Here is a 21,594-nt window from a genome sequence, read left to right as displayed (position 1 = left end):
GGCGTCCACGGGCGGACAGCGGCCTCGAACGGGTCAGAGGCCGCCGATGGCGGTGTACACGAGTTTCGTCGGGGAGTCGGTGTCGTTGACGCTGTAGTGTTCGACGCCGGCGGGAATCACCGACAGCGTTCCGGCCGACACGCTGTACTCGCCGCTGGGCGTGACGAGTGTGACTTCGCCCTCCAGGACGACGGACACCTCGTCGCCCCCGTGACTCGTCCACCCGTCCTCGGGCACGCGCTCCCCCGGCTGGATGACGTACGACCCCGTCTCGGATTCGGGGTCCTCGGATTCGAACAGCGTCAACGGGCTCCCGGTGCTGTCCTCCCAGACCGACTCGAGGTCGGTCAGTTCGACGGCGTCGTCGCTCACTGGGTCTCACCCCGGTTCGGCTCGCCGTCAGTCGGTGTCGCGCCGGCCTCGCGGAGCGAACTGGTCGCGGCCGCGTCGAGTTCGCCGGCCTCCGTGATGGCGACGCCGTACTCCTCACGTGCCGTCTGTCGCGTGATGTAGTCGTCGCGGTAGTCCTCGAGGACGCGCTCGGGGTCGCGGTCGAAGGGGTCGCCCCACCCGCCACCGGCGCTCGTCACGAGGCGCGCGACGTCGTCCTCGCCGAGTTCGTGGTTCGTGAGGTTGCTGTGTCGCTCGACGCTCCCGTCGCCGTCGCGGACGATCTCGATGTAGTTGCCGTCGCCGTCCCGGCCGCCCTCGACGCCCCAGGGCGGGAACTTCGAGCGGCCGAATCCGGCGGTGATGAAGCCGCCGGACGCGTTGTACATTCGGTAGTCCTGGACGAGCCCCGTTCCGCCCCGGAATTCGCCGTGGCCGGCCTCCTGGGGCGTGTCGAGCGCAAACTGGTCGAACAGCAACGGGAAGCGGGTTTCCATCACTTCGACGGGCATCTCGAGTGTGTCACCGTCCCCCGAACAGACGAGGACGTCCGCGCCGTCCTTGCCGGGGCTGGCACCCCAGCCGCCGGGCTGGGGCTCGACGACGAGGAAGTCCTCGTCGCGGCGCTCGTCGTGGCCGCCGACGATGGTCGCACAGACGCTCAGGAAGTGACCGGCAGACAATCGGTCGGGCAGGTGCGGTGCGAGCGCCTGCCACGGGAGGTCGGCGGCCATGGCGGACCCCTCCCAGTCGGTCCCGATGGGCGCCGGCTTCGTGGCGTTCAACACCGTTCCTTCGGGAATCGTGATTTCGAGCGGGCGGAAGAACCCCTCGTTGGTTTCCGCCTCCGGGAGCGTGATTGCCTGGAAGAACGCACGGATGTCGCTGACTGAAGCCGCGTACGGGGAGTTGATGGGGCCGTCAGTCGCTGGGTCGGTCCCGGTGTAGTCGAGTTCGATCGTCTCGTCTCGAATGGTGACTTCGACTTCGACGTGGACGGGGTCGTCAGTGACGCCGTCGTCGTCGAGGTAGTCTTCTGCGGTGTACGTGCCGTTCGGGAGCGTCTGGATCTCCTCGCGCACGAGCTGTTCGCCGGCGTCGAACTCGTCCGCGACGGCCTGCCGGACGGTGTCCGTGCCGTAGCGATTGAAGACGTCGACGACGCGTTCGGCGCCGACGTCCATCGAGGATTTCTGGGCCTGCATGTCGCCGCGGGTGACGTCCGGCATCCGGGTGTTGGCGACGACGATGTCGTAGACCGCGTCGTTCCGGTCGCCGCCCTCGTAGAGTTTCACCATCGGGTACTGGATGCCTTCCTGGAAGACGCTGGTCGCGTCAGTCGTCCACGACCCGGGGTCTTTACCGCCCACGTCCGTCCAGTGGGCTTTCGACGCGGTGAATCCGACCAGTTCGTCGTCGACGAAGATCGGCGCGACCATCGCGACGTCGTTGAGGTGAGTGCCGCCGTGGTAGTCGTTCAGGAGGACGACGTCACCGGGGTCGAAGCCGTCCCGTCCGAACTTCTCGATGGCGTCCGCGACGCAGAATTTGAGCGTCCCGAGGAATCCCGGGACGCCGTTCGCCTGTGCGACGACGTTCGCCTCCGCGTCGGTGATGCCGCACGCGTAATCGAGCGTCTCGTAGATGACACTCGATTTCGCGGTGCGGCCGAGGTTCAGGAACATCTCCTCGGCCGCACTCTGTAACGCGTTCGTGACGACTTCTCGCGTGAAGGGGTCGACGCTTGCGGTCTGCGCTTGCGTGTCAGTTTCAGATTGCATTGGTGGTTACGAGATGTGGAGGTTGCCGAGCGCGTCCACGTCGACAGTCTGGTCGGGGTGGACGAGCGTCGTACAGGCCGGTTCTTCGATCACTGCCGGGCCCTCGATTGGCTCGGTCGTCGGGAGGGCGTCGCGTTCGAACACGCGAGTGTCGTGGACGCCCTCTGTCCCGAAGTCGACGGACCTGGTCGATTTGACGGCAGCCGCGGGTGAGGCGTCGGTTTCGACCGGGGAGACCTCCGGCTTCGGCATCGGTGCGTACGCCGTGAGCCTGAGGTTGACGACCTCGACCGCGTCGTCCATGCGGAAGTTGTAGGTCTGTTCGTGCCTGTCGTGGAACCGCTCGATGGTCTCCCCGACGACGGACGCGTCGACGGTCTCGGCCTGAACGGGCGTGTTGACGGTGTGCTCCTGGCCGGCGTACCGGAGGTCGACGGTCCGCTCGAGATTGAGGTCGTCCAGCGAGACGTCTTCCCGGGCGTACGCGTCGCGCGCTTCGGTCTCCATGTCCGCGAAGATGCCGTCGATTTCGGCTGCGGTGTCGGCGTCGAAGGACCCGACGTTGGTCCGTGCGAAGTCCTTCCGGAGGTCGGTCAACAGCATCCCCCACGCGGAGAACTGCCCGGGAGCGCGCGGGACAACCGTCTCCTTGACGCCGAGTTCGCGGCCGAGGGTCGCCGCGTGGAGCGGCCCCGCGCCGCCGCTCGCGACCATGACGAAGTCCCGCGGGTCGTGGCCGCGCCGGAGGCTGACCTGTTTCAGCGCGTTCGCCATGTTGGAGTTGACGACGCGGAGGACGCCGTGGGCGGCTTCACGCACGCTCGTGCCGAATTCGTCGGCGAGCGGTTCTAGGGCGTCGCGGGCGGCGTCCGTATCGAGTGCCATCTCGCCGCCGAGGAAGTAGTCGGGGTTGAGGCGACCGGTGAGGAGGTTCGCGTCGGTGACCGTCGGGTCTGTCCCGCCGCGGCCGTAACAGGCCGGACCTGGGTCTGCGCCGGAGGACTGCGGGCCGACGTTGATCGAGCCGCCCTGGTCGACCCAGGCGATCGAACCGCCGCCGGCGCCGATCTCGACGATGTCGACCACCGGGATTTTGAGCGGGTAGCCCTCGTCCCGTTGCGACGACTCCAGCCAGTAGTCCGTGTCGATGGTCACGTCCCCGTCCTGGACGAGGGACGTCTTCGCGGTGGTTCCGCCCATGTCGAAGCTGACGACGTCGGGGTCGCCGATCTGTTCGCCGACTCTGGCCGCCCCGTAGACGCCACCGACCGGCCCGCTCTCCACCATTTCGACGGGGCGACGGCGGGCCTGCTCGAAGCTCGTCGTGCCAGCGTTCGACTTCATCGCGTACGTGTTCCCGTCGACGGCGTGGTCGTGGAGACGCCCCTCGAGCGAGTCGAGGTACGTATCGGCGATGGGTCGAACGTAAGAGTTCAGGACGGCGGTGTTCGTGCGTTCGTACTCGCGGTATTCCTTCGTCAGTTCGTGCGAGAGAGTGACGTACGCGTCCGGGTGGACGTCGGCGACGAGGTCCCGAACTCGCTGTTCGTGGGCCGGGTTCTGGTAGCTGTGGAGGAGGCTGACGGCGATGGTGTCGAAGCCGGCGTCCCGTATTTCTCGGGCGGCCTCGCGGACGGCGTCTTCGTCGAGTGGCGTGAGAACGTCTCCGGACTGGTCGACGCGTTCGGGGACTTCCCAGCGGTGGCGCCGGGGGACGAACGGCTCCGGTTTCTGGTACTGGAAGTTGAACATGTCCGGGCGGTTCGCCCGCGTGATGTCCAGGACGTCGCGGAAGCCCTCCGTGGTGAGGAGGGCGGTGTCGTCGCCGTTCCGCTCGGTTATCGCGTTGATGACGACGGTCGTGCCGTGGACGAACTGGTCGATGATTCCGGGGTCGAGTTCGCACTTCTCGAGGGCGTCGATGACGCCGTCCGCGAAGTTCGACGGCGTGGTCGACGCTTTCTCGAGTGCGAGTGCGCCGTCGTCGACTGCGACGAGGTCAGTGAACGTGCCCCCGATGTCGACGGCGACCCGACTGGTATCCTCTGCCATACCGCACACCAAAACGTGGCGGTCTATAAACTTATCGTGTACTGATACCCTTATTTCTAACCGAAAAGAAATCTCTGCCAGACTATTCGTCTACAGCAGTGGCGGTTGCGTGGCAAAAGTAGTGGTTCGGATTACGAAACGAGAGAATGGGTGGCGTGGCCGATTGGATGGACAGACACTGACTGCAGCCACGCCAGCCGAGCACCGCGCTCAGTCAGTCAGCGTTCCGTCCCGTTCCTCGAAGGATACACCGTCGGGGAGCGCCTTTCTCACCTCCTCGCGCTTCTCGCCCGGCGTGTGGAGACACCGAGTCAGATGGCCGGGTTCCACCTCGACCAGTTCGGGCTCCACAGCGTCGCAGGCATCGAACCGCCGATGACACCGCGGATTGAACGGACACCCGCTCGGCGGATTCTGCGGGTCCGGGGTTTCACCCTGCACCTCCACGGCGGTCGGCTTCAACGACTGCTCGTGGCTCTCGATCACCGGAATCGCCGACAGTAGCTGCTCCGTGTACGGATTCAGTGGGTTGCGGAACAGCGCTCGACTGTCCGCGACCTCCATGAAGTTCCCGAGGTACATCACCCCGATCCGGTCCGCGACGTTCTTCACCAGGCTGAGGTCGTGGCTGATCAGCAGATACGTCAGCCCGAGTTCGTCCTGCAGGTCGTCCAGGAGCGAGATCACCTTCGCCTGCACCGACACGTCGAGTGCGCTCGTCGGCTCGTCTAACACCACGAACTTCGGCTCGACGGCGATCGCTCGCGCGATGGCGACGCGCTGCTTCTGGCCGCCCGACAGCGCGTTGGGATACCGATGCCGGAACTCGACCGGCAGATCGACCATGCGCAAGAGCTCCGCGACGCGGTCGCGGCGCTGTGCCTTCGTCCCGACGTCGTGGACGTCCAGCGGCTCGCGGATGATGTTCCCGATGCGGCGCCGCGGATTCAGCGACGACGACGGGTCCTGGTAGACCACCTGGACGTCGCGGCGGAGTCGGCGTAACTGCTTCCCCTCGAGTTCGGTGACGTCGCGGCCGTCGAACGTCAAGGTGCCGTCGGTCGCCCCGTAGAGCCGAGCGACCGTCTTCCCCAGTGTCGTCTTCCCGCACCCTGATTCGCCGACGACCGCGAACGTCTCCCCCGGGAAGATGTCGAAACTCACGCCGTCGACGGCCTTCACGTACGACTTCGAGCGGTTGAGCAAGCCGTCGCTGACCGGATAGTGCTTCTTGAGGTCGCGGACCGAGACGAGCGGGTCTCCCGCTCGGTCTTCCGCCCGGTGGATCGCCGTCCGGGACTCGGTCGACGAACTGCCGGCGTCCGGAGGCTCGGGTGAATCAGCACTCATCGTTCACCACCAACACCGGCCTCCGCCGGCTGGGCGTCCTCGCCGCGGTACGTCGCCTCGTCGGCGGCGATTGCAGCTGCGTCCTCGAAGTCCATGCCGTCCTCGTAGAGGTGGCAGGCCACGGTCCGGTCGTCGCCGACCGCGTACTCCTCGACGGGCTCGACGTCGCAGGTGCCCTCCATGGCGGCCGGGCACCGCGGGTGGAACCGACACCCGGACGGCGGGTCGGTGTAGTCGGGAATCTGGCCGTCGATCCCCGTTCCCTCGAACCCGGTGAGCTTCGGGATGCTCTCCAGGAGCCCGCGGGTGTAGGGGTGGAGCGGCGCGTCGAAGATGTCCTCGGTGCGTCCGACCTCCACGATCTCGCCGGCGTACATGATGCAGATCCGGTCGGCAATCTCCCGTGCGACACCGAGGTTGTGCGTGATGTACAGCATCGAGAGGTCGCGCTCCTCGACGCGCTCGCGCAGCAGGTCCAGAATCTGGTTCTGGACCGTGACGTCGAGGGCGGTCGTGGGTTCGTCCGCGATGAGGAAGTCGGGTTCGTTGATGAGCGCCATCGCGATGATGACGCGCTGCCGCATCCCGCCGGAGAGCTCCACCGGGTACCGGTCGAGGGTCCCTTCCGGGTCGGGAATCCGCATCCGGTCGAGGAGTTCGACGCTCCGTTCGCGAATCGCCTCTCTGTCCGCCCGGTGGCCGAGGAGGTTCTTGAGTATCTCCCACCAGGAGGCGTCTCTGCCGCCGCTGTAGGTTGCGACGTCGGCCATCATCGACCCGACGGGGTACACCGGCGAGAGGTACGTCATGGGGTCCTGGAAGATCATGCTCATCTCGTCGCCTTTGACGCGCTCGTGGGCCGCCTCGTCGGCGAGGAGGTCCGCCCCGTCGTAGCGGATTTCGCCGCTCGTGATGTCGCCCGGGGGGCGGGGCAGCGTCCCCATTATCGAGCGTGCAGTGACGGACTTCCCGCAGCCAGTTTCGCCGACCAGCGCGACGGTTTCGCCCTCGTTGACCGTGAGGTCGACGCCGTCGAGGACGTCGTGGCGGCCTTCGTAGGTGTCGAACGATACCGAGAGGTCGTGAACGTCGAGTAGTGAGCCTGTCATTACTGTACCTCCACGTCGAACATGTCGCGGAGTCCGTCACCGAGGAAGTTGAACCCGAGCACGATGAGGAAGATGGCGAGGCCGGGGAACGTCGAGTACCACCACTGACCGGGCAGGTAATCGCGGCCCTGGCTCACCATCGTTCCCCACTCGGGGGTCGGCGGCTGGGCACCCAGGCCGAGGAAGCCGAGGGCCGCGGCCACGAGGATGGCGTACCCCATGTCGAGGCTCATCTTCACCGTAATCGGCGCGAGCACGTTCGGGAGGATGTCCCGGAAGATGGTGCGGAACGAGGTAGCCCCGATGCCGCGGCTGGCTTCCACGTACGTCTCCTTCTTGACCGACAGCACTTCGCCGAACGTCAACCTCGCGTACCACGGCCACCAGACGGCCGCGATAGCGAGCATCGCGTTGGTCAGACTCGAGTCCAGCGCGACGCTGACGGACAACGCGAGGACCAGCGGCGGAACTGACAGGAACACGTCCGTGATGCGCATCAGCGTCATGCCGACCCCGCCGCCGACGTACCCCGCCACGAGTCCGACCGGAACGCCGATGGAGACCGCGGCCGCGAGGACGACCACCCCGATCTTCAGCGACAGCCGCGTGCCGAACAGGACGCGACTGAAGATGTCGCGTCCCGCCTGGTCGGTCCCGAACAGGTGGTCGGCGCTGGGCGATTCGAACTTCTGGTCGAAGTGGACGGCGGGCTCGCCACCGTGGCCCGCGTCGCTGGGATACGGCGCGATCCAGGGGGCGAACACGGCGATCAGGACGAACGACAGGATGATGGCGAGCCCGACGACGGACATCGGGTTCTGGCGGAACCGGTACACGATGCGGTTGAGGTCGTCGATGCGTCGCGCCAGCGCGCTATCAGTAGAGTCGTCGACGGTTGGTTCAGTGTCACTCATTCACTCTCACCCTCGTGCCAGACTCGCGGGTCGAAGAACCCGTAGAGAACGTCGACGACGAAGTTCACGAGGAGGAACGAAGCGCCGACGACGAGCGTCACCCCGACCATCGCGTTCATGTCCTTCTGGAGAATCGCCTCGACGCCGTAGGACGCCATCCCGGGCCACGAGAAGACGATCTCGACGACGAACGCCGACCCCAGGAGGAAGCCGTAGTCCAGCCCGATGATGGTGAGCGTGGACGCGAACGACTTCCGGAGGACGTACTTGTAGGCGATCAGCCGGTTCGGAATCCCGTGCGTGCGCAACCCCTCGACGTAGTCCTTGTCGTACTCCTCGATGAAGCTCGACCGCGTCATCCGGGCGATGTCCGCCATCGGCGCCAGCGAGAGCGTGATTGCTGGTAGAATGAGGTGCTGTGCGGCACTCACGAACGCCGCACCGTTCGCCGCCAAGAGGCTGTCCACGAGCAGTACCCCCGTCGTTTCGACGGGCATCGGACTGACGTCACCGATCCGTCCCGTCGAGGGGAGCCAGCCCAGTTGGAACGCGACGAGCAACTGGAGCAGGATGCCCGCCCAGAACGGCGGGAGCGAGACGTTGAAGAACGAGAACAGTCGACTTGCGTTGTCCGGCCACTTGTCCTTGTGCTGCCCGGCGACGACGCCCAGCGGGACGCCGACGAAGATCGCGATGAGCATCGCGAGCGTCGTCAACTCGAAGGTCGCCGGGAAGTACTCCACCAGGTCAGTCGCGACGTTCCGCTCCGAGATCAGGGACTGACCGAGGTCCCCCTGCAGGAGGCCAGCCATGTACTCGACGTACTGCTGCCAGATCGGGTCGTTCAACCCCATCTGTCGGCGGAGCTGCTGGACCGCCTCGTCGGTCGCACGGGGACCGAGCGCGAGCCGCGCCGGCCGACCGGGAATGACGCGGGCGAGCGTGAAGATGAGCACCGACAACCCCAGGAACATCGGGATCGTCGACAGCCCGCGTTTGATCAGATAATCTCTGTAACCCATGTTGGTTGCTTAGCCCTGGTAGTAGCGGTGGAACGTCTGCCGGTAGCCGGTGATGCCGTTGTCCTTGAACCCCTGCACGTCCGTCGAGAGCGCATTGCGCGTCGCCTGGTTCATCACGAACAGCGCGGGGGCGTCCTCGGCGATGATCCGCTGGGCTTGTTCGTAGATCGGGACGCGGTCCTCCTGGGAGACGGTGCGCCGGGCTTCCGTGAGGAGGTCGTCGACCTCGTCGTTCTGGTACCAGGACGCGCTCGTCCAGGAGCCGTGGGAGTTACTGTGCCAGGCCGGGTAGAGGAAGGTGTCCGGGTCGGCGTAGCTGAACGAGAGGTAGACGGCGAGCATGTCCGGCGTGGACTCCTTGCTCGTCGTCATCTCGGTGATGTTCGACCACGGTGCTTTGTTGACCGAAAGCGACCCGCCCAGTTCCTGGATGTTCGACTGGAGCAACAGCCCCATGTTCTGTTCGACCGTCAGCCCGGAGACGTACGTGTACTCCAGGTCGATGTCGCTGGCGGTGTACTCCGACTGCTCGAGTTCGGCCTGGGCCTGTTCGAGGTCCTGGCCGTAGGTCTCGAGGTCGTCGGTGTGGCTCCACATCGCGCCAGGGAGCGGCCCCTGGAGGTGGTCCGAGTCGCCCGACATGACGTCGGTCAGCGCGGCGTCGTAGTCGAACGCGTACGAGATAGCGCGCCGCACGTGGACGTCGTCGAGCGGCTCGCGCTGCGTGTGCATGTAGACGTAGAACGGGTTGAACGTCGCCTTCGCGTGCACCCGGACGCCGTCCTCGTTCGCGAGGTCGTTGTACGTCTGGAGCGGGAGCCACTGGTCGGCCATTTCCGCGCCCTCCCGCATGCGGCCCGCGGCAGTCGCGGACTCCTGGACCATTTCTGCGCTGACGACTTCGTAGCCGTCCTGTCCGTGGGGGAACTCCCGCCACCAGTCGTCGTTCTTCTCGAGGACGATCTCGCGTTTGCGTTCGCGGGACGCGAGTTGGTACGGACCGCTCCCGGCGTCGTTCGCTTCGAGCCACTCGGTGCCGTAGTCGCCGTGCTCCCCGAACTGTCCGTCGCTGTTCGCGTTCGCTTCGACCTGGTCCTGGTTGACGATGTAGAGGAACGGCAGCGTGTAGAGGAACGGCGCGTAGACGTCGTTCGTCGTCATTCTGACGGTCTTCTCGTCGACGACCTCGACGTTCTCCGGGGAGAGGACGCCCTCCCACATCCAGGAGAACCCGTTCTGCATGTCCATCATGCGCTGGACGGAGTATTTCACGTCCGACGCCGTGACCTGGTCGCCGTTGTGGAAGGTCGCATCCGACCGGAGTTCGAACGTGTACGTCTGGCCGTCGTCGGAGACGGAGTAGTTCGTAGCCAGCCAGGATTGGAGTTCGGGCGGCGTGCCGTCAGTGTAGTACAGCAGCGGGTCGTAGACGTTGTGGAGGAGCAGCGTCTCGAGGTTGTCCGACCCCTTCATCGGGTCGATGGAACTCGGGGTGACAGTGGTGACGTAGTTGAATTCAGTGGCTTCGTCGTCGCCGTTCGACGTGGAGCCGCCGTCGCTTTCTGTCGAATCGGGTGAATCTGTTCCCGATTCGTTCGTCGTCTCGTCCGTCGACTGGTTGTCGGTACAGCCCGCGAAGATGGCACTGATACTGGCTGCGCCGCCGTATTTCAGGAACGTGCGGCGGTCAACATGGTCATTGATACTGGTACCCATGCTACCCAACTGCAACACCAGGGAACTTAGTTCTACTGTAAAAATTCCCCAAAACAAACGGTAAAAATTACTAATCGGTCCATAACTATCCAGAAACCACACGAAACGGGCGTTGGAAGACACGAACCAGAACCAACCGGGGAAAGCGATATATAGTATTGCACGAAACGGCTATGACGTGAGACAAGACAACAAACACCGGGTCGCGGTCGACATCGGCGGTACGTTCGTCGATGCGATCACCTTCGACCGCGAAACCGGCGAAGTCGACCTCGAAAAAGCAGCGACGACTCCCGATCAACCCAGCGACGGCGTCCGCAACTCCGTCGACAAGGTCGGCGCCGACCTCGCCAACACGGACGCGTTCGTCCACGGCACGACCCTCGGCCTCAACGCAGTCCTCGAACGGGACGGCGCCCGCACGGGCATCATCACGAACGAGGGGTTCACCGACGTCTACGAGATCGCGCGAACGAACCTCGAACGCGACGCGATGTACGACATCAACTACGAGAAGCCGGAATCGATGGTGCCCCGTCGGCGCCGCCTCGGCGTCCCCGGTCGACTCGACGCCGACGGCGCCGTCGTCGAGGAGCTCGACGAGGCGGCCGTGCGGGAGGCAGCCATCGAGCTCGTCGAAGAACACGACGTCGACTCGATCGCAATCTGCTTCCTCCACGCCTACCAGAACGACCAGCACGAACAGGCAGCCGCAGCCGTCGTCCGGGAGGCCTGCCCGGACGTCAGCGTCTCCGTCTCCAGCGACATCACGGGCGAATACCGCGAATACGAACGCACCAGCACCGCCGTCCTCGACAGCTACATCAAGCCGATTTTCGAGAACTACGTCGACACCCTCGACGGCGCGCTCTCGGAGGACGGATTCGACGGATCGTTTTTCATAACGCGCTCGGGCGGCGGCACTCTCACAGCCGACAGCGCAAAAACCGCACCGGTGCACACCATCCTCTCCGGCCCCGCCGGCGGCCTCATCGGCGCCTCCCAGGTCGGTGACGTTGCGGGCCGCGACAACCTCATCACTGTCGACATGGGCGGCACCAGCCTCGACGCGGCCGTCATCGAGGACGGGTCGCCCGTCGTCAAGTACGACTCCACGCTCGAACACCAGCCGATGCTCATACCCGTCTACGACATCCGCACGATCGGTGCTGGTGGCGGGTCCATCGCCTGGCTGGACGGCGACCTCCTCAAGGTCGGCCCCGAGAGCGCGGGCGCCGAACCCGGGCCGATCTGTTACAACAACGGGGGCACAGAGCCCACGGTCACTGACGCGGGACTCGCACTCGGCTACCTCGACCCCGCGGACTTCCTCGGCGGTGACATGGACACCGCCGAACAGGCAGCCATCGACGGGATTCGCTCGAAACTCGCCGACCCCCTGGAAACGACAGTCGAGGACGCCAGCCGCGGCGTCTTCGACGTCGCGCTCGCGAACACGGTCGGCGCGATCCGGGAGATCACCGTCGAGAAGGGGTTAGACCCCCGCGACTTCTCGATGGTCGCGTACGGGGGCGCGGGACCGATGTTCGTCCCGCTGGTCGCCCGCGAACTCGGGGTCGACGAAGTACTGGTCCCGCAGGCGCCGTCCGTCTTCTCCGCGTGGGGGATGTTGATGGCCGACGTCGTCTACGACTTCTCCCAGACCCACATCGCAGTGCTCGACGACGTCGAACTCGCGGGCCTCGACGAAGCCTTCGACGAACTGGAAGCCGAGGGACGGGAAACGCTCTCCGCGGAGGGCATCAGCGAGGACCGCCAGGAGCTCGAACGCACGGTCGAGATGCGGTACTTCGGCCAGGAGCACACCGTCGAAGTGAACGCGGACGGAATCGACGACCTCGACGAGCTCGCCGACCGCTTCGAAGCCCAGCACGAGACGCGCTACGGGCACACGATGGACGACCCCGTCCAGGTCGTCCACCTCAGGGTCCGCGCCATCGGCGAGAACGACAAACCCAGCCTCGAACGCCGCGAACGGAGCGACGGCACCCCCGAACCGTCCGGGACTCGCGAGGCGTACTGCTTCGCGAGCGGGGAGTTCCGCGACTTCGACGAATACGAACGCGGGACGCTCGCGCCCGGCGACGAACTCGACGGCCCCGCGGTCGTCACGGAACCAACCACCTCGCTGGTCTTCCACGGCGACCAGTCCGCGACCGTCGACGAGTACGGTCACATCATCATTTCCACGGAGGACGAACAATGAGCACCCAGGAGATCGACGCGGCGACGGTCGAGGTCGTCCGGAACTACCTCACGTCCGCCGCAACCGAGATGCAGCGCACGCTCATCAGGACCGCGTACAACACCATCATCTACGAGATTCTGGACTTCGGCATCTCCATTTTCGACCGGGACCTGAACCTCATCGCCGACTCCCCCGGGTTGGCGCTGTTCCTCGGCGCGAACGACTACGGCATCGAGAAGGCCGTCGAACACGTCGGCGAGGAGAACATGAACCCCGGGGACGTGTTCATCATGAACTACCCGTACTGGAGCGGCACGCACACGCTCGACGTGTTGCTGTTCGCGCCCGTGTTCCACGACGAGGAACTCATCGGGTACACCACCTGCCGCGCTCACTGGCTGGACCTCGGCGCGAAAGACTCCGGGTACGTCCTGGACTCGACGGACGTCCACCAGGAGGGAGTCCTGTTCCCGGGAACGAAGGTGTACAAGGACGGCGAACCCGACGAGGAGATCCTGGACATCATCCGGTTCAACTCCCGGATGCCGGAGAAAGTCATCGGCGACCTGAACGCCCAGGTCGCGGCCGTCCGAACGGGCGAGCAGCGCCTCCAGGAACTCTACGAGAAGTACGGCGACGCCACTGTCGAAACCGCCGTCGACAAGATCCTCGACCACGGCGAGCAGACCGCGCGCGAAGCCGTCGAGGACCTCCCGGACGGCACGTGGTCCGCGACCGGGTACGCCGACGGCGTCCACCGCGAGGACGACGACCTCATCAAACTCCGAGCGGAGGTGACCATCGACGGGGACGAGTTCACGGTCGACTTCTCGGGGTCCTCCGGCGAAGTCGACGAACCGCTGAACATCCCGCCGGGGATGAGCGAGACCATCTGCAAGCTCACGTTCAAGACGCTGACGACCCCCGAGGAGGACTCCAACGGCGGCCAGTACGAGCCGCTCAGCATGGAGGTGCCCGAGGACAACATCTTCAACGCGAGCTATCCGGCCCCGACGTTCACTGTCTGGACGGGCATCGTCGGCATCGACGTCGTTTTCAAGGCGCTGGCGAAGGGGATGCCCGACCGCGTGCCCGCGAGTTCCGGCGGCGACCTCGCGGACATCATGCTGTACGGCGAGAACCCCGAGACCGGCCGGCCGTTCGTCGAGGCGAACAACGAGGGCGTCGGCTGGGGGGCCGGTGTCGGTCACGACGGCGAAAACGCGCTCATGCACATCAGCGAGACGATGGTCCGAAACATCCCCATCGAGGTGTTCGAGAACAAGGCGCCGATTCGCTTCGACCAGCTCTCGCTGCGCGAAGACTCCGGTGGGCCGGGCGAGCACCGCGGCGGCCTCGGTATCCGGCGTGACTTCCGCGTGCTCGAGCCGGTCGGCGCGCTCTCGATCATCCAGAAGACCCGGACCGAGAACTGGGGGCTCGACGGCGGTCAACCCGGCAAGAAGAACGTCGTCGTCCTCGACTCCGACCGGGCGGACTTCCAGGACCGCGTCGAAGTACTCGTCGACAACGACCACCTCCACGACGGGGACGGCAAGCACGTCGGGATGTTCCGCGGCAACTTCGTGCCCGGTGAAACCATCTCGAACCGCACCGCTGGCGGTGGGGGCTACGGCGACCCGTTCGACCGCGACCCCGAGCTCGTTCTCGAAGACTACGAGGACGGCTACGTGTCCCGTGCGGCCGCCCGCGAACAGTACGGGGTCGCCATCACCGAGGACGGACGCGTCGACGACGAGGAGACCGCCGACCTGCGAGCGGACAGATGACGGACGTCCGCTGGATCGACCCGGTCGCCCACGACGACTTCTCGGGGGACATCCAGGACATCCTGCAGTCTGCTGCGCGCCCCGGGACGACCGTCGACGTCACGGCCCTCGACCGTGGCCCGCACCACGTCGAGTACCACTACTACGAGGCGCTCGTCACGCCGGACGTCCTCCACGAGGTCAAGCGCGCCGAGAACAACGGGTACGACGCCGTCGTCGTCGGGTGTTTCTACGACCTCGCACTGGAGGAAGCCCGCGAAGTCAGCGAGTCCATGCCGATCGCGGCCCCGGCGGAAGCGACCACACACCTCGCCACGACGCTCGGGGACTCATTCTCGGTCGTGGTCGGGCGGCAGAAGTGGGTCCCCCAGATGCGGGACCGCGTCCGCAAGTACGGGTTCGGCGACCAGTTGGCGTCCTTCCGGACCGCGGACCTCGGCGTGCTGGACTTCCAGGCCGACCCCGAGAGGACCGAACAACGGCTCCGGGCGGCCGCCACGAAGGCCGTCGAGCAGGACGACGCCGAGGTCGTGATTCTGGGCTGCACGGCGGAGTACGGCTTCTACGAGGACCTGCAGGCGGAACTGGGCGTACCGGTCCTGGATGCAGTGACCGCGCCGTTCAAGTTCGCCGAGTTGCTCGCGGACCTCGCTGGATTCGGCTGGACGCACAGCAAGGCCGGCGGCTACGAATCCCCGCCGGTCGGCGAGATCGCCGAGTGGGGCATCGAAGCCGACTACGATACCGCCGACGTCTGGACGCGGGGTGGCAGCGAGTGAACTACCGGGAGCGTGTCGCGTCCTGTCAGGAACACCTGGCAGGCGGCGACGCGGACGCGCTCGTGCTGTTCCCGAGCGTGGACATGGAGTACCTCTCCGGGTTCACCGACGAACCGATGGAGCGCCACCTGTTCCTGTTCGTGGCCCAGGACGACGAGCCGGTCTTCGTCGCACCCGAGCTGTACGAGTCCCACATCGCGGACGACTCGTGGGTCGCGGACATCCGAACCTACGGCGACGGTGGCGATCCGCTCGCTCTCGTCGCCGACGTCTCGGCCGAGCTCGGCATCCAGGACGGCCGCGTTCTCGTCGACGACCGAATGTGGGCGCAGTTCACGCTCGACCTCCGCGGGGCGCTCCCCGACGCCGACGTCGGGTTGGCGAGCGAAGTGCTCGCTCCGCTCCGGATGCAAAAAGACAGTCGAGAGGTCGACGCCCTGCGGCGCGCCGGCGCCGCCGCCGACGCTGCCATGGAGGACGTCCGCGCCCTCGGCTCCGACGCGATCGGGATGACGGAAGCGGAGCTCGCGGGCTACGTCGAGGAGCGACTCGCTGCACACGGCGGAACCGGACCCTCGTTCGACCCGATCGTGGGAAGCGGGCCGAACGGAGCGAAACCCCATCACCGGCACGGAGACCGGGAAATCACGCGCGGCGACCCCGTCGTCTTCGACTTCGGGACTCGGGTCGACGGGTATCCCAGCGACCAGACGCGGACGGTCGTGTTCGCGGGCGACCCGCCAGCGGCGTTCGAGCGGGTCCACGAGGTGGTCGCCGAGGCACAGCAAGCCGCCTGCGAGACTGTCCAGCCGGGGATTCCGGCCGAAGCCGTCGACGCCGCCGCCCGGGACGTCATCGCGGACGCAGGCTACGGGGACGAGTTCATCCACCGGACCGGGCACGGTCTCGGACTGGAAGTCCACGAAGAGCCGTACGTGGTCAGCGGGAACGACCAGACCCTGCGGGAGGGGATGGTGTTCTCCGTCGAACCCGGCGTCTACGTGGACGGCGAGTTCGGCGTCCGCATCGAGGACGTCGTCGTCGTCACTGCCGACGGGTGTGAACGATTGAACGACACCTGTAGAGACTGGCGCCTGTAGGCCGGACCTTCGCAGTCTGTCGCTGGACCCGCCGCGAATCTGTGTCCGGGCGTTCCTGCCGTCTGTCGAAACACGGGGACAGCTCAGGCGGGTGTATGCCGAGTTCGTCGGCGCTTGCGTCTGCGGACCGGTACAGATTGCGGCCCACGCCGGCCTCACGTCGCAGTGCCCGGACGAACCTCCCGGGGCATACTCGCTGATCCCCTGTCCGTCAGTGGGATTCCGGTTCTTAGTGGGTGGGATTCGGGGTGAGATTGATGGGGGTTCTTACCAAAGTTCGAACTATTGTGACTGAGAGACTGCCATTCGATGCCGTCCGTGAACTGGAAGTCGACGGCACGACGTACAAGATGGCCGACCTGCAGGTGCTCGAAGAGGAGGGACTGTGCGACCTGGACTCGCTCCCGGTGAGCATCCGGGTCCTCCTGGAGTCGGTGCTCCGGAACGCCGACGGGGAGGCGATTACCGAAGCGGACGTCCGGAATGCGGCTGGCTGGGAGCCCGACGTCCCCGACGCGGAGGTCCCGTTCTCGCCGTCTCGCGTCGTCCTCCAGGACCTCACGGGCGTGCCGGCTGTCGTCGACCTGGCTGCGCTCCGCTCGGAAGTCGAGCGCAAGGACCGCGACCCGGCGCTCGTCGAGCCGGAGATCCCCATCGACCTCGTCATCGACCACAGCGTCCAGGTCGACTACTTCGACTCCGAGGACGCCTACGAGAAGAACGTCGAACTGGAGTACGAGCGCAACAGCGAGCGGTATCGCGCGATCAAGTGGGCGCAGAACGCCTTCGAGAACTTCAACGTCGTCCCGCCGGGCACCGGCATCGTCCACCAGGTGAACCTCGAACACCTCGGCCGCGTCGTCCACGCTCGCGAACGGGACGGCGAGGAGTGGCTCCTGCCGGACACGCTGGTCGGCACGGACAGCCACACCCCGATGATCGGTGGCATCGGCGTCGTCGGGTGGGGCGTCGGCGGCATCGAAGCCGAAGCGGCGATGCTCGGCCAGCCGGTCACGATGAAACTCCCCGAGGTCGTCGGCGTCCGCCTCGAGGGCGAACTGCCCGAGGGCGCGACTGCGACGGACCTCGTCCTCCACATCACTGAACGGCTCCGCGAGGTCGGCGTCGTCGACCGGTTCGTCGAGTTCTACGGGCCCGGCGTGGAGAACCTCACGGTGCCCGACCGGGCGACGATTGCGAACATGGCGCCCGAGCAGGGGTCGACGATCAGCATGTTCCCGGCCGACGAGCGAACGCTCGACTATCTCGAACTCACCGGCCGCGACCCCGACCACGTCGACCTCGTCCGCGAGTACCTCGAGGCACAGGGACTGTTCGGTGAACAGGAGCCAGAGTACACCGAGGTCGTCGAGTTCGACCTCTCCACGGTCGAACCGAGTCTCGCTGGCCACAAGCGCCCCCAGGACCGGATTCCGATGGGGGACGTGAAGCAGAGCTTCCGGGACCTCCTCCACGGCGAGTTCGGCGAGGACCTCGACGACGTCGACGAGGACGTGCTCCAGCGGTGGCTCGGCGAGGGCGGCGCGTCCGGTGCGGCCGGTGCGGAGACGGACGGCGGCAGCGTGAGCGGAGCGAACGATGCCACCTCGGACCCGCAATCCGACGGCGGCGTCCAGGTCGAATCCGAGCCGGAACTGGGGCCGCTGACGAAGAACGTCGAGGTCGACCTGGGCGACGAAACGGTCGAGATCGGGCACGGCGACGTCCTCGTCAGCGCGATCACGAGCTGTACGAACACGTCGAACCCGTCGGTGATGATCGCCGCCGGGCTGCTCGCGCGGAACGCCGTGGAGAAGGGGCTCGACGTGCCGTCGTACGTCAAGACGAGCCTCGCGCCAGGGAGCCGCGTCGTCACGCAGTACCTCGAGGAGTCCGGCCTCCTCCCGTATCTGGAAGACCTCGGGTACGCCGTCGTCGGCTACGGCTGTACGACCTGCATCGGGAACGCCGGCCCGCTGCCCGACTCGGTCGAGCAGGCGATCGACGACCACGACCTCTGGACGACCAGCGTCCTCTCCGGGAACCGGAACTTCGAGGCGCGCATCCACCCGAAGATCCGCGCGAACTACCTCGCGAGTCCGCCGCTGGTCGTCGCGTACGGCCTCGCCGGACGGATGGACGTCGACCTCGAAACGGAGCCGCTGGGGACCGACGCGGACGGCGAGCCGGTCTATCTGGCGGACATCTGGCCCGACGCGGCGGAAGTGCAGGCCGCGATCCACGAGAATGTCTCCCCGGAGCTGTTCGAGGAGAAGTACGCGTCCGTGTTCGAGGGCGACGAGCGCTGGGCCGCGCTCGACGCGCCGACCGGTGCAACCTACGAGTGGGACGACGAGTCGACGTACATCCGCGAACCGCCGTTCTTCCAGGACTTCCCGCTGGAGACGCCGGGTGTCGAGGACGTCGAGGACGCGCGCTGTCTGTTGACGCTCGGTGACACCGTCACCACGGACCACATCAGTCCGGCCGGCCCGTTCGGCCCCGACCTCCCCGCGGGCCAGTGGTTGCTCGACCACGGCGTCGAACCTCACGAATTCAACACGTACGGCGCCCGCCGCGGCAACCACGAGGTGATGATGCGTGGGACGTTCGCGAACGTCCGCATCGAGAACGAGATGCTCGACGACGTCGAGGGCGGGTACACGGTCCACCAGTCGACTGGCGAGCAGACGACGGTGTTCGAAGCCAGTCGTCGCTACCGCGAGGACGGGACACCGCTCGTCGTGATGGCCGGCGAGGAGTTCGGCACCGGGTCCAGCCGGGACTGGGCGGCGAAGGGGACTGACCTGCTGGGCGTCCGCGCGACCATCGCCGAGAGCTACGAGCGCATCTACCGCGACAACCTCGTCGGGATGGGTGTGCTACCCCTGCAGTTCCAGGACGGCGACTCGTGGCAGTCGCTGGGACTGGACGGGTCGGAGGTGTTCACGATTCGCGGACTCGACGACGGCCTCGACGTGATGGACGAACTCGCCGTCGTCGCCGAACGCGCGGACGGTTCGACCGTCGAGTTCCCGGTGACCGCACAGGTCGGCACGCCGGCCGCCGTGACGTACGTCGAGCACGGAGGCATACTGCAGTACGTCCTCAGACAACTCCTCACCGCGTGAAAACGTCGGCGAGGCGTGTCTGAAAACGGAGGAGAGTCGAATCTGAAACCGGGGCGCCGAACGCGAAACGGAGTGCCCTACTCCGATAGCTCTTGAAGGACCTGGTGAGCTTTGGTCGCGTACGCCAGCGCCGGACCGCCGCCCATGGCGACGGCGACTTTCAGCGCGTCGTCGACCTCCTCGGGGCTCGCGCCCGCGTCGAGTGCGGCGTCCGTGTGCCAGAGGATGCACGGTTCACATCTGACGGCGACCCCGATTGCGAGTGACATCAACTCCTTGGTCTTCCGGTCGAGCGTCTCGGTCGCTTCGGCCGACTCGACGAAGCCGAGGAAGTTCTCGATCTCCGGTGCTTGCTCCGAGAATTCGCCCAGGTTCGCCTTGAAGGCCTCGAGCTCTTGGGTACTGTTAGCCATTGAAATCATCCCAGTAGAACCAACGGCCGGCACCCCATATAAATGTCAGAGCATTCCCATTGGTGTAGAAACAAGAACCGATTTTACCGGCCTCTGTGCCGATATTTCAGACGGAATGTCAACGATAGCCATGGAAACGACCGACAGTCGCCCGAATCCTCGAGGTCGACTCGCCACTGTTCGGGCGCTCCGACCACGTTCGCAGCCCCCATCTGCGAAGAATCGACCCGATCTCCCAGGAAAAGGTATCTGTCTGCTCCCCGTGGACCCGGTCGAAACTGATGCACTACAGAGACCAGTCGCTCGACGGGTTCCTCTCCGGGGTCGCCTCGAATCGCGTCGCGCCTGCCGGCGGGACCGCGACGGCAGTCGTCGGCGCGCTCGGGGCGGCTCTCTGCGAGATGGTCTGTATCCACACCGTCGATGGCGGAGCCAGCGGAGGGGCGGCGACAGGACTGGCGGACGTCCGCGACGACCTCCACAGACAGCGAGGTCACCTCCTGGAGCTCGCCGACACCGACGGGAGAGTGGTCGACGAGCTCTTCGGCGCGGATAGCGGCGTCGTGGACCAGTCCGACGTCAAACGGTCGATCGGCGTTCCGCTCACGATAGCCGACGCGTGCCTGAACGTCCTCGAACTGGCGACGGACGTCACCGAGACTGGCAACCGGAACGCGGTCGCTGACGCCGCTACCGGCGTCATTCTCGCTCGCTCGGCGCTCCGCGCCGCGGTCTTCACAGTCCGGCACAACGTCGACCAGGTGTCTGATTCGGCGTTCGTCGAGGACGTCGAACGGGACGTCGCAGAGCTCGAGAAGCGCGCGGACGAAGCGTCCGAACGAGCGATACGGAACGTCGAAGAGCGGGCGTAGGCCGACGCTCCCGAAGCGACGGCCAGTGTCTGGGACAGCGGTCGACTGCCAGTCTCGGCCTATCCGGCTCTCGGTACGCGACCCGTCCCAGCGCGGTCAGACCCGATATCGTCTCCCGACGGAAGTACGCGACTCACGTTCTCGGCGTCCGATACCACTGCTGTGTGGGGGCGACAGATGGGGAACGTAACGGGGACAGCCAGACGCGACGCGGAGGCGCGAAGACGGGCGGACGCCGCGCGGACCCGCGTAGACAGCAGGACGCAACGCGGAGCCCACGAATTTCGAACAGCAACACGAGGTGTGTGAAACTGCGCGCGCGGCTCTCGGGGCTGCTGGGGTCAGTTGACGTCCACGATTTCGACGTCGAACGCGAGCGTCTTCCCGGCGAGTTCGTGGTTGAGGTCGACGCGGACGGTGTCCTCGTCGGCGTGAACGACCTCGCCGACCTGCCCGTTCTGGGCTTCGAGGTACGCGCCCTCCTCGGGGGTCTCGCCGCCGAGCATCTCGCGGAGTTCGTCGGTCTCGTACTCCTGGACCTGCTGTTCGCTCCACTCGCCGTACGCCTTCTCGGGCGGAATCTCGATGGTCGTGGACTCGCCTTCCTCGAGACCGACCAGGCCGTCCTCCATGCCCTCGATGACCTGTTCGGCGCCGACGTCGACCGTCAGCGGCGTGTAGTCGCGGTCGGGCTGCGCGTCGGCGAGGCCAGCGTCCTCGGCGACGTCGAGCCGCGAGGTGTCGAAGACCGTGCCGTCGTCTAGTCGTCCGGTGTACTCGAAGGTCACAGAATCGCCGGTAGCGATCGTCATACGTGGGTAAGGGCGGGCGCACCGATAACCACTTTCATCTCGGAACGACGGGGAGCCCGGTGCGTTTGCGAGCGACTGCAGGGAGCGACGTCGCGATCAGTGAGGGAACAGTACGGGTGGCGCGTGTGCTCTCCGAGCGTGTACTCGAGGGGTG

General features: G+C 66.1%; 16 protein-coding genes. 6 read left to right on the top strand and 10 right to left on the bottom strand.

Going from position 1 to position 21,594, the window contains the following annotated elements; all coding sequences use genetic code 11:
• Positions 1-33: 33 nt before the first annotated feature.
• The 8 genes from GRX66_RS01250 to GRX66_RS01215 form a co-directional block, all read right to left on the bottom strand.
• On the bottom strand, positions 34-372 hold the full coding sequence (locus tag GRX66_RS01250; RefSeq protein WP_325063900.1) for a cupin domain-containing protein: 339 nt from the start codon (positions 370-372) through the stop codon (positions 34-36).
• Positions 369-2,171 carry a hydantoinase B/oxoprolinase family protein gene (locus GRX66_RS01245; protein ID WP_159524885.1) on the bottom strand — a complete coding sequence of 601 codons (1,803 nt, stop codon included), beginning with the start codon at positions 2,169-2,171 and terminating at the stop codon, positions 369-371. Before GRX66_RS01245 ends, GRX66_RS01250 begins: the two co-directional genes overlap by 4 nt.
• A gap of 6 nt (positions 2,172-2,177) precedes the next feature.
• Positions 2,178-4,223 (bottom strand): hydantoinase/oxoprolinase family protein, encoded by a 2,046-nt coding sequence (locus GRX66_RS01240; RefSeq protein WP_159524884.1) that lies wholly within the window; start codon positions 4,221-4,223, stop codon positions 2,178-2,180.
• A gap of 210 nt (positions 4,224-4,433) precedes the next feature.
• A complete protein-coding gene (locus GRX66_RS01235) occupies positions 4,434-5,573 on the bottom strand; it encodes an ABC transporter ATP-binding protein (RefSeq protein ID WP_159524883.1) in 1,140 nt (379 codons plus the stop codon).
• A complete protein-coding gene (locus GRX66_RS01230) occupies positions 5,570-6,682 on the bottom strand; it encodes an ABC transporter ATP-binding protein (protein ID WP_159524882.1) in 1,113 nt (370 codons plus the stop codon). The genes GRX66_RS01235 and GRX66_RS01230 overlap by 4 nt, the downstream gene beginning before the upstream one ends.
• Entirely contained in the window at positions 6,682-7,596 is a 915-nt protein-coding gene (locus GRX66_RS01225; RefSeq protein ID WP_159524881.1) for an ABC transporter permease, read from the bottom strand. Before GRX66_RS01225 ends, GRX66_RS01230 begins: the two co-directional genes overlap by 1 nt.
• The gene (locus GRX66_RS01220; RefSeq protein WP_159524880.1) at positions 7,593-8,618 is read right to left on the bottom strand and encodes an ABC transporter permease; all 1,026 of its coding nucleotides are present in this window, start codon (positions 8,616-8,618) and stop codon (positions 7,593-7,595) included. Before GRX66_RS01220 ends, GRX66_RS01225 begins: the two co-directional genes overlap by 4 nt.
• A 9-nt stretch (positions 8,619-8,627) precedes the next feature.
• Positions 8,628-10,334 carry an ABC transporter substrate-binding protein gene (locus GRX66_RS01215; RefSeq protein ID WP_159524879.1) on the bottom strand — a complete coding sequence of 569 codons (1,707 nt, stop codon included), beginning with the start codon at positions 10,332-10,334 and terminating at the stop codon, positions 8,628-8,630.
• Positions 10,335-10,512: 178 nt separating this feature from the next.
• Here GRX66_RS01215 and GRX66_RS01210 point away from each other — a divergent pair, with 178 nt between their 5' ends.
• The 5 genes from GRX66_RS01210 to GRX66_RS01190 all read left to right on the top strand — a co-directional run bounded on the left by GRX66_RS01210 (position 10,513) and on the right by GRX66_RS01190 (position 19,343).
• A complete protein-coding gene (locus GRX66_RS01210) occupies positions 10,513-12,561 on the top strand; it encodes a hydantoinase/oxoprolinase family protein (RefSeq protein WP_325063899.1) in 2,049 nt (682 codons plus the stop codon).
• The gene (locus GRX66_RS01205; RefSeq protein ID WP_159524877.1) at positions 12,558-14,333 is read left to right on the top strand and encodes a hydantoinase B/oxoprolinase family protein; all 1,776 of its coding nucleotides are present in this window, start codon (positions 12,558-12,560) and stop codon (positions 14,331-14,333) included. The genes GRX66_RS01210 and GRX66_RS01205 overlap by 4 nt, the downstream gene beginning before the upstream one ends.
• Complete coding sequence (locus GRX66_RS01200) at positions 14,330-15,112, top strand: aspartate/glutamate racemase family protein (RefSeq protein WP_159524876.1); 783 nt, start codon at positions 14,330-14,332, stop codon at positions 15,110-15,112. Before GRX66_RS01205 ends, GRX66_RS01200 begins: the two co-directional genes overlap by 4 nt.
• Complete coding sequence (locus GRX66_RS01195; protein WP_325063898.1) at positions 15,109-16,212, top strand: M24 family metallopeptidase; 1,104 nt, start codon at positions 15,109-15,111, stop codon at positions 16,210-16,212. Before GRX66_RS01200 ends, GRX66_RS01195 begins: the two co-directional genes overlap by 4 nt.
• A 287-nt stretch (positions 16,213-16,499) precedes the next feature.
• Positions 16,500-19,343: an aconitate hydratase gene (locus GRX66_RS01190; RefSeq protein ID WP_325063897.1), complete on the top strand. Its 2,844-nt coding sequence runs from the start codon at positions 16,500-16,502 to the stop codon at positions 19,341-19,343.
• A gap of 77 nt (positions 19,344-19,420) precedes the next feature.
• Here the strand turns inward: GRX66_RS01190 and GRX66_RS01185 are convergent, their stop codons facing one another.
• Entirely contained in the window at positions 19,421-19,765 is a 345-nt protein-coding gene (locus tag GRX66_RS01185; protein WP_159524874.1) for a carboxymuconolactone decarboxylase family protein, read from the bottom strand.
• Positions 19,766-20,037: 272 nt separating this feature from the next.
• On the opposite strand from GRX66_RS01185, the gene GRX66_RS01180 reads away from it, so the two are divergent.
• Positions 20,038-20,628: a cyclodeaminase/cyclohydrolase family protein gene (locus tag GRX66_RS01180; protein WP_159524873.1), complete on the top strand. Its 591-nt coding sequence runs from the start codon at positions 20,038-20,040 to the stop codon at positions 20,626-20,628.
• 341 nt (positions 20,629-20,969) lie between these two features.
• Here the strand turns inward: GRX66_RS01180 and GRX66_RS01175 are convergent, their stop codons facing one another.
• Positions 20,970-21,440, bottom strand: a complete 471-nt coding sequence (locus GRX66_RS01175) for an FKBP-type peptidyl-prolyl cis-trans isomerase (RefSeq protein WP_159524872.1) — start codon at positions 21,438-21,440, stop codon at positions 20,970-20,972.
• Positions 21,441-21,594: the final 154 nt, after the last annotated feature.

Origin of the sequence: Halobacterium bonnevillei, assembly GCF_009831555.1 — an archaeon.
Taxonomy (GTDB): domain Archaea; phylum Halobacteriota; class Halobacteria; order Halobacteriales; family Halobacteriaceae; genus Halobacterium; species Halobacterium bonnevillei.
The sequence above is the reverse complement of the archived record's forward strand: the minus strand, read 5'-3'. Positions and strand labels throughout refer to the sequence as shown.